Below are 6,816 nucleotides of genomic sequence, written 5' to 3'. Positions count from 1 at the left end.
CGGGCCCTTCCGGCGGTTCCGACTCTATCAGATCCTTTCGGGCCTGATTCCCAGTCAGCGGGAGTTGTCTTCGCGGCTGTTGGGCCGTTCCGACGTCTCAAACTCTAGCGGATTTCCCCGGTGACTCATAATCGAGTCTTTCGAAATGAATTTCGGCATGCCGAAATTCGTCCCGGTAGGGAGATCGTGCGGAGTTGAGGTGCCGCTACTGCGGCGGGAGTGGCTGTCGAAGAACCGTTCCGGCTCCGTGACAACTCGGAGAACACTACGCATCGCGGAGGGGCGTGTCAACCCTGCCCCTCGGGTCAGTCCAGGTCCGTGAGCCGGCCGCCCGCGTCCGGCTGGGTGAGCTCCACGCGGCGGAGCAGGCGGATCAGCATCTCGCCCAGGGAGGCGCGCTCCTCGGAGGAGAGGTCCTGGAGGAGCTCCTCCTCGAAGGCGGTCGCCATGCGCATCGCGTCGAGCCACTTCTGACGGCCCTCGTCCGTCAGCTCGACGATCACGCGGACGCGGTTGTTCTCGTCGCGGTCGCGGGTGACCAGGCCTTCGCCGGCCATGCGGTCGATGCGGTGGGTCATGGCGGCCGGGGTGAGGCCGAGGCGCTTGGCGAGCTCGCCGGGGCCCAGGCGGTAGGGAGCGCCGGAGAGGACCAGGGTCTTGAGGACCTCCCACTCGGCGTTGCTGATGCCGAGGTCGGCGACCTGGCGGCCGTACGCGACGTTCATCCGGCGGTTCAGCCGGCCGAGGGCGGAGACCACCTTCTCGACCTGGGGGTCGAGGTCGCGGAACTCGCGCTGGTAGGCGGCGATCTGCTCGTCGAGGGTCGGCTCCTGCGGGGCCTGGGTGCCGGACGGCTCGGGGGTGTCGGACATGGGGCCGAGTATCCCATGGAGCTCGTTGGCGTTGAAGTCCTTCTATGTGTATCGTTAAGGATCGAAGTTTAGGATTGAAGTCTTCAGGGTTCAGGGCTACAGCACTGAACCCGCGACCGAAGTGGGTGAGCGTGACCAAGGTGATGGGCGCCGCGATGCGCCGGATTCAGGCAGGCAGCGCGCTGAGCGCGTTCGGACTCGGCTTCACCGTGCCGTACCTCTATGTGTACGTCGCTCAGGTGCGGGATCTGGGCGCGACCACGGCGGGTGTCGTCCTGGCCGTCTTCGCCATGGCCGCGCTCGTCGTCCTGCCGTTCAGCGGACGCGCCATCGACCGGCGCGGCCCCGTGCCCGTGCTCCTCGTGGCCTCGCTGCTGGCCGCCGCCGGTGCGCTCGGGATGGGTCTCGCGGCCTCGGTGCCCGCGGCCGTCGGGTCCGCGGCGCTGCTCGGTGCCGGTACGGCCGTGATGCAGCCCGCGCTCGCGACCATGATCGTGTGGTGCTCGACGCCGTCCACCCGTACGCGCTCCTTCGCCATGCAGTTCTTCCTGCAGAACCTCGGTCTCGGTGTCGGCGGTCTGATCGGCGGCCAGCTGGTCGACGAGAGCCGGCCGGGCAGCTTCCTGCTGCTGTTCTCGATCGAGTCGGCGATGTTCCTCGTCCTCGCGGCCATGCTGCTGACCGTGCGGATGCCGAAGGCGCCGGCGCTCCAGGGCGCCCGTCCCGCCGCGGGCAAGGGCGGCGCGGTCCGCGCGCTGCTCGGGCACAAGGCGATGGTCCAGCTGTGCGTGCTCGGCTTCGTGCTGTTCTTCGCCTGCTACGGCCAGTTCGAGTCGGGTCTCGCGGCGTACGGCACGGAGGCCGCCGGGATCGCGCCGTCGACGCTCGGCATCGCGCTGGCCGCGAACACCGCGGTCATCGTGGTCGCCCAGTTCCTGGTCCTGAAGTTCGTCGAGCGCCGCAAGCGCACCCGGGTGATCGCGGCCGTGGGTCTGATCTGGACCGTGGCGTGGCTGTTCGCCGGGTACGCGGGCCTGGGCCACGGCAGCCAGGCGATGGCGACGGCGGCGTTCGTGTCGACGTACGCGCTGTTCGGGCTCGGCGAGGCGATGCTGTCGCCGACGGTCGCGCCGCTGGTGGCCGACCTGGCGCCGGAGTCGATGGTCGGCACGTACAACTCGGCCTTCGCCCTGGTGAAGCAGCTGGCGCTGGCCGTCGGTCCGGCCGTGGGCGGCCCCATGGGCGCCGCGCTGCACGGGCCGTACATCGTGACCTTCGTGCTGTTCTCGCTCGGCATCACCGTGCTTGCCGTCCGGCTGGGCAAGCGGCTGACTCCCGCGCAGAACCAGCCGTCGCTCGCCGCCAGGCCGTCGAAGGTCGTCGCGCGGCACGAGCCCGGACACGAGCCCGAGGCCCGGGCCGCCGTCGGACGCGAGACCGCCGCCGCCTAGTCGGGCAGGGCGAACTCGCACCACACCGCTTTGCCGCCGCCCGGAGTGCGGCGGCTTCCCCAGGACGAGGCGATCGTCGCGATGATCGAGATTCCGCGACCCGCCTCGTCCTCCGTTTCCGCTCTCCGCCGGCGCGGCAGATGGTCGTCGCCGTCCGTCACCTCGATGATCAGGCGGCGGTCGGTGCGGCGCAGCCGCAGCCGCATGGGCGGAGTGCCGTGCTGGAGGGAGTTCGCCACCAGCTCGCTGGTGGCGAGGACACCGAGGTCGCGCAGCTCGACCGGGAAGCGCCAGCTGGCGAGGACACCGGAGGCGAAGGCACGCGCGCGTGGCGCCGCCTCCACTCCGCCGAGCAGCTCCAGGGCCGCGTTGTGGAAGAGCTCGGCGTCGGGTCCCTTGCGGGCCGGGTGCTGGAGGACCAGGACCGCGACGTCGTCGTCGTGCTCGGCGGTGACGCCGAGGGAGCGCAGAAGCCGGTCGCAGACGACCTGGGGAGTGCCGGTGGCGCCGGACAGGGCGCGCTCGAGGGCCGCGACGCCCTCGTCGATGTCCTCGCGGCGCCGCTCGACCAGGCCGTCGGTGTAGAGGACGGCGGTGGAGCCGGGCGGCAGCGCGATGCTGCCGGAGGCGTGGAGCCAGCCGCCGGTGCCGAGCGGCGGCCCGGTGGGGTCCTCGGCGCGGCGGACGGTGCCGTCCTCGTCGCGTACGAGGATCGGGAGATGTCCGGCGGAGGCGTAGACGAGCTTGCCTTCGTTGGGATCGTGGACGGCGTAGACGCAGGTGGCGATCTGGCTGGCGTCGATCTCGGCGGCCAGGCCGTCGAGCAGCTGGAGCACCTCGTGCGGCGGCAGGTCGAGGCGGGCGTAGGCGCGGACGGCGGTGCGCAGCTGGCCCATGACGGCGGCGGCCCGCACGCCGCGGCCCATGACGTCGCCGATGACGAGGGCGGTGCGTCCCGCGCCGAGGGTGATGACGTCGTACCAGTCGCCGCCGACGGCCGCGTCGGTGCCGCCGGGCTGATAGGTGGCGGCGATCCGCAGGTCGTCGGGCTGCTCCAGCTCCTGCGGGAGCAGGGAGCGCTGGAGGGTGACGGCGGTCTCGCGGTGGCGGCGCTCGCTGGCGCGCAGCCGCTCGGCGGCCTCGGCGTGGTCGGTGACGTCCGCGGCGTGGACGAGGACGCCGCCGTCGGGGAGCCGCGGGCTCTCCACGGGCAGGCAGGTGACGGTGTAGGAGCCGCCGTCCTGGGTGCGGCGGGACTTCACGGTGCGGGGCTTTCCGCTGCGCAGGACCTGGTCGAGGAGCGGGAGCAGGCCGAGCTCCTCCGCCTCGGGGCAGCTGCCGGCGACGGTGGCTCCGGCGGGGCGGGGGCCGAAGGCGGCGGCGTACGCCTCGTTGACGTACGCGATGCGGTGCTCCGGTCCGTACACGAGGGCGACCAGGCCGGGGAGGCGGCCGACGATCTCTCGCACGGTGAAGTCCTCCAGGGCGGGGCCGTCGACGGAGCTGCCGGGCGCGCCGGAGGCACCGCCCTCGTCGGCGGGGTGGTCCTGCCGCGGCCCGTACTCACCGCGGGCGGCGGGCACGGAGCCTTCGGTCCCGCGGGACGCCGCGCGTCGCTGCGTACCGGGGAGCCGGGCGCTCCAACGGGTGAAGTTCACGGATCTGTATGCCTCGTGGTGTCGTTGCCGTGCAGAGTCACTCTGTGCAGGTGTGAGCCCACCTATGGTCACACGTCCAGTGTGGACGAGTGCACTGACAGTGATGTCAGCCCGCGGAGCCGTCCGCGGACTCGTCCTTGGGTGAGGTGGGCGGTGGTGCGGCGGCGAGTTCGAATTCGGCGCGCGGGTGCTCCAGGGAGCCGAGGGAGACGATCTCGCGTTTGAACAGGCCGGACAGGGTCCATTCGGCCAGGACGCGGGCCTTGCGGTTGAACGTGGGGACCCGGCTGAGGTGGTAGGCGCGATGCATGAACCAGGCCGGGTAGCCCTTGAGTTTGCGGCCGTAGACGTGGGCGACGCCTTTGTGGAGTCCGAGGGACGCCACGGAGCCGGCGTAGGCGTGCCGGTAGTCCTTGAGGGGCTGCCCGCGCAGGGAGGCGGCGATGTTCTCGGCGAGCACCTTGGTCTGGCGGACGGCGTGCTGGGCGTTGGGGGCGCAGTCCTTGCCCGGTTCGTCCGCGGTGAGGTCGGGGACGGCGGCCGCGTCGCCGGCGGCCCAGGCGTGCTCGACGCCCTCGACGGTGAGCCGGGCGGTACATCGGATGCGGCCGCGCGCGTCGCGGGGCAGGTCGGTGGCGGCGACGAGCGGCGCGGGTTTGACGCCGGCGGTCCACACGACGGTGCGGGTGGGCAGCCGGGTGCCGTCGCTGAGGACGGCGACGCGGTTCTCGCAGGAGTCGAGGCGGGTGCCGAGACGGACGTCGACGTTGCGGGCGCGCAGCTCGCGGACGGCGTAGCGGCCCATCTCCTCGCCGACCTCGGGCAGGATCCGGTCGGAGGCCTCGACGAGCACCCAGCGCAGGTCCTCGGGCTTGAGGTTGTGGTAGTACCGCGCGGTGTAGCGGGCCATGTCCTCGAGTTCGGCGAGGGCCTCGACGCCCGCGTAGCCGCCGCCGACGAAGACGAAGGTGAGGGCGGCGTCGCGCAGGGCGGGATCGCGGGTGGAGGAGGCGATGTCCATCTGCTCGATGACGTGGTTGCGCAGCCCGATGGCCTCCTCGACGGTCTTGAAGCCGATGCCGTGGTCGGCGAGGCCGGGGACCGGGAGGGTGCGGGAGATCGAGCCGGGCGCGATGACCAGCTCGTCGTAGCCGATCCTGACGCTTCCCGTCCCCTCCTCCTCGGTGGCGAGGGTGGAGAGGGTCGCGGTCCGCTTGACGTGGTCGACGGAGTGGACCTCGCCGATGACGATCCGGCAGCGGTCGAGGACGCGGCGGAGCGGGACGACGACGTGGCGCGGGGAGATGGAGCCGGCCGCGGCCTCGGGGAGGAACGGCTGGTACGTCATGTACGGCTCGGGTGTGACCACGGTGATCTCGGCCGCGTGGCTTCTCAGCTCGGCCTTGAGCTGCCGCTGCAGGCGCAGCGCGGTGTACATCCCGACGTAGCCGCCGCCGACAACGAGAATGCGCACAGGTTCGGTCACTGTCCCATGACGCAACGCCGTCCGGGGTTTGTCCACAGGCCCGGCAAATTGTGTGACCGGAGGGATACGGAGGCGTGGGGTGGCGAACGGGCCGGGCGCGAGGAGAAGTGCGCAGGTCAGGATAGGAGTGGGGGGTGGTGGACGAGGTCGGAATCGGGAGGGTCCGGGTCCTTGCTCCGATCGGGGGGCGCACCGTACGGAACTGCCCCTTCTGAATTGACTCCGACTCAACTATGTTCGTACCTCGTCGGGGTGTCGGATCGACGCGCGTGGACCAGAGGCGCGGCGGGTTCGGACTCCCGTGTCAGGGCGGGGAGTCTCCGGGGGGAGACATCATGAGCGGGGGAACGCTTATGCAGATTCAGGATTCTTACGGGCAGGTCCGCACGGCACAGTCGACGCCGAACGGGCGGTCCGCGCCGCTGCGGGTGGACGCGCAGCGGAATCTGGAGCATGTGCTCCGGGCGGCGCGCGAGGTGTTCGGCGAGCTCGGGTACGGGGCTCCGATGGAGGACGTGGCGCGCCGCGCCCGGGTCGGTGTCGGCACGGTCTATCGCCGATTCCCCAGCAAGGACGTCCTGGTGCGGCGGATAGCCGAGGAGGAGACGGCGCGGCTGACCGAGCAGGCGCGGGCCGCGCTCGGCCAGGAGGACGAGCCGTGGTCGGCGCTGTCCCGGTTCCTGCGCACCTCGGTCGCCTCGGGCGCCGGGCGGCTGCTGCCGCCGCAGGTGCTGCGGGTGGGCGTGGACGAGGTGCTGCTGCCGGCCGGGGCGCCCGACGAGGCGGCGCGGGTGCCGCAGCAGCGGGCGTCGCTCCCGGCGGCGAACGGTGTCGCGGTGGCGGCCAACGGTGTCGCGGCGGGATACGCGGAGCTGGACGGGGAGCGGGTCGTGGCGCCGCGCGCGGTGCCGGCGGCCGAGCAGGACGACGCGGGTGCCGCGGAGCTGCTTGAGGTCGTGGGCCGGCTGGTGGACCGGGCGCGGGAGGCGGGCGAGCTGCGGACCGACGTGACGGTGTCCGACGTGCTGCTGGTGATAGCCACCGCCGCGCCGGCGCTTCCGGACGCGGCGCAGCAGGCGGCGGCTTCGGCCCGGCTCCTGGACATCCTGCTGGAGGGCCTGCGCTCGCGGTAGCTCCGCGTCGCGCCGGCGACGGTCGGTACCGCCCGGGCGCGGGTGGCTCGTCGATGGTCCGGGTGGACCGTCGAGCATGACACGAACGGATGAGCGGTTACGCCCGGACACGGGAAATCGCCCCGGACGAGTGGTAAGTGGACGCGTGGGTTCGGCGTGTTCGCGTGCTGTGGCAGGCTGGGGCGGTGTTCGGGTCCGAGCGTGCATACGGGGGCT

General features: G+C 72.0%; 5 protein-coding genes. 2 read left to right on the top strand and 3 right to left on the bottom strand.

What is annotated here, in order from left to right; translation table 11 throughout:
• Window positions 1-305: 305 nt before the first annotated feature.
• On the bottom strand, window positions 306-872 hold the full coding sequence (locus ACIGO8_RS33975) for a MarR family winged helix-turn-helix transcriptional regulator (RefSeq protein WP_399738909.1): 567 nt from the start codon (window positions 870-872) through the stop codon (window positions 306-308).
• A 143-nt stretch (window positions 873-1,015) separates the two neighbouring features.
• On the opposite strand from ACIGO8_RS33975, the gene ACIGO8_RS33970 reads away from it, so the two are divergent.
• Window positions 1,016-2,323, top strand: coding sequence for an MFS transporter (locus ACIGO8_RS33970; RefSeq protein WP_399738921.1), 1,308 nt, complete (start codon window positions 1,016-1,018; stop codon window positions 2,321-2,323).
• Here ACIGO8_RS33970 and ACIGO8_RS33965 read toward each other — a convergent pair.
• Both ACIGO8_RS33965 and ACIGO8_RS33960 read right to left on the bottom strand, forming a co-directional pair.
• Window positions 2,320-3,981 carry a SpoIIE family protein phosphatase gene (locus ACIGO8_RS33965; protein WP_399738906.1) on the bottom strand — a complete coding sequence of 554 codons (1,662 nt, stop codon included), beginning with the start codon at window positions 3,979-3,981 and terminating at the stop codon, window positions 2,320-2,322. The two genes, ACIGO8_RS33970 and ACIGO8_RS33965, sit on opposite strands and share 4 nt — an antisense overlap.
• 106 nt (window positions 3,982-4,087) lie before the next feature.
• The gene (locus ACIGO8_RS33960) at window positions 4,088-5,467 is read right to left on the bottom strand and encodes an NAD(P)/FAD-dependent oxidoreductase (RefSeq protein WP_399738903.1); all 1,380 of its coding nucleotides are present in this window, start codon (window positions 5,465-5,467) and stop codon (window positions 4,088-4,090) included.
• A 353-nt stretch (window positions 5,468-5,820) separates the two neighbouring features.
• On the opposite strand from ACIGO8_RS33960, the gene ACIGO8_RS33955 reads away from it, so the two are divergent.
• Window positions 5,821-6,600 carry a TetR/AcrR family transcriptional regulator gene (locus ACIGO8_RS33955; RefSeq protein ID WP_399738900.1) on the top strand — a complete coding sequence of 260 codons (780 nt, stop codon included), beginning with the start codon at window positions 5,821-5,823 and terminating at the stop codon, window positions 6,598-6,600.
• The last annotated feature ends 216 nt before the right edge of the window (window positions 6,601-6,816 follow it).

This window comes from Streptomyces sp. NPDC053493 (assembly GCF_044544825.1).
In the GTDB taxonomy this organism is placed as follows: Bacteria; Actinomycetota; Actinomycetes; order Streptomycetales; family Streptomycetaceae; genus Streptomyces.
The sequence above is the reverse complement of the archived record's forward strand: the minus strand, read 5'-3'. Positions and strand labels throughout refer to the sequence as shown.

Coding starts and splice junctions, on each gene's coding strand:
- ACIGO8_RS33955 (WP_399738900.1), top strand. CDS start 5,821: ATGCAGATTCAGGATTCTTACGGGCAGGTCCGCACGGCACAGTCGACG.
- ACIGO8_RS33970 (WP_399738921.1), top strand. CDS start 1,016: ATGGGCGCCGCGATGCGCCGGATTCAGGCAGGCAGCGCGCTGAGCGCG.
- ACIGO8_RS33975 (WP_399738909.1), bottom strand. CDS start 872: ATGTCCGACACCCCCGAGCCGTCCGGCACCCAGGCCCCGCAGGAGCCG.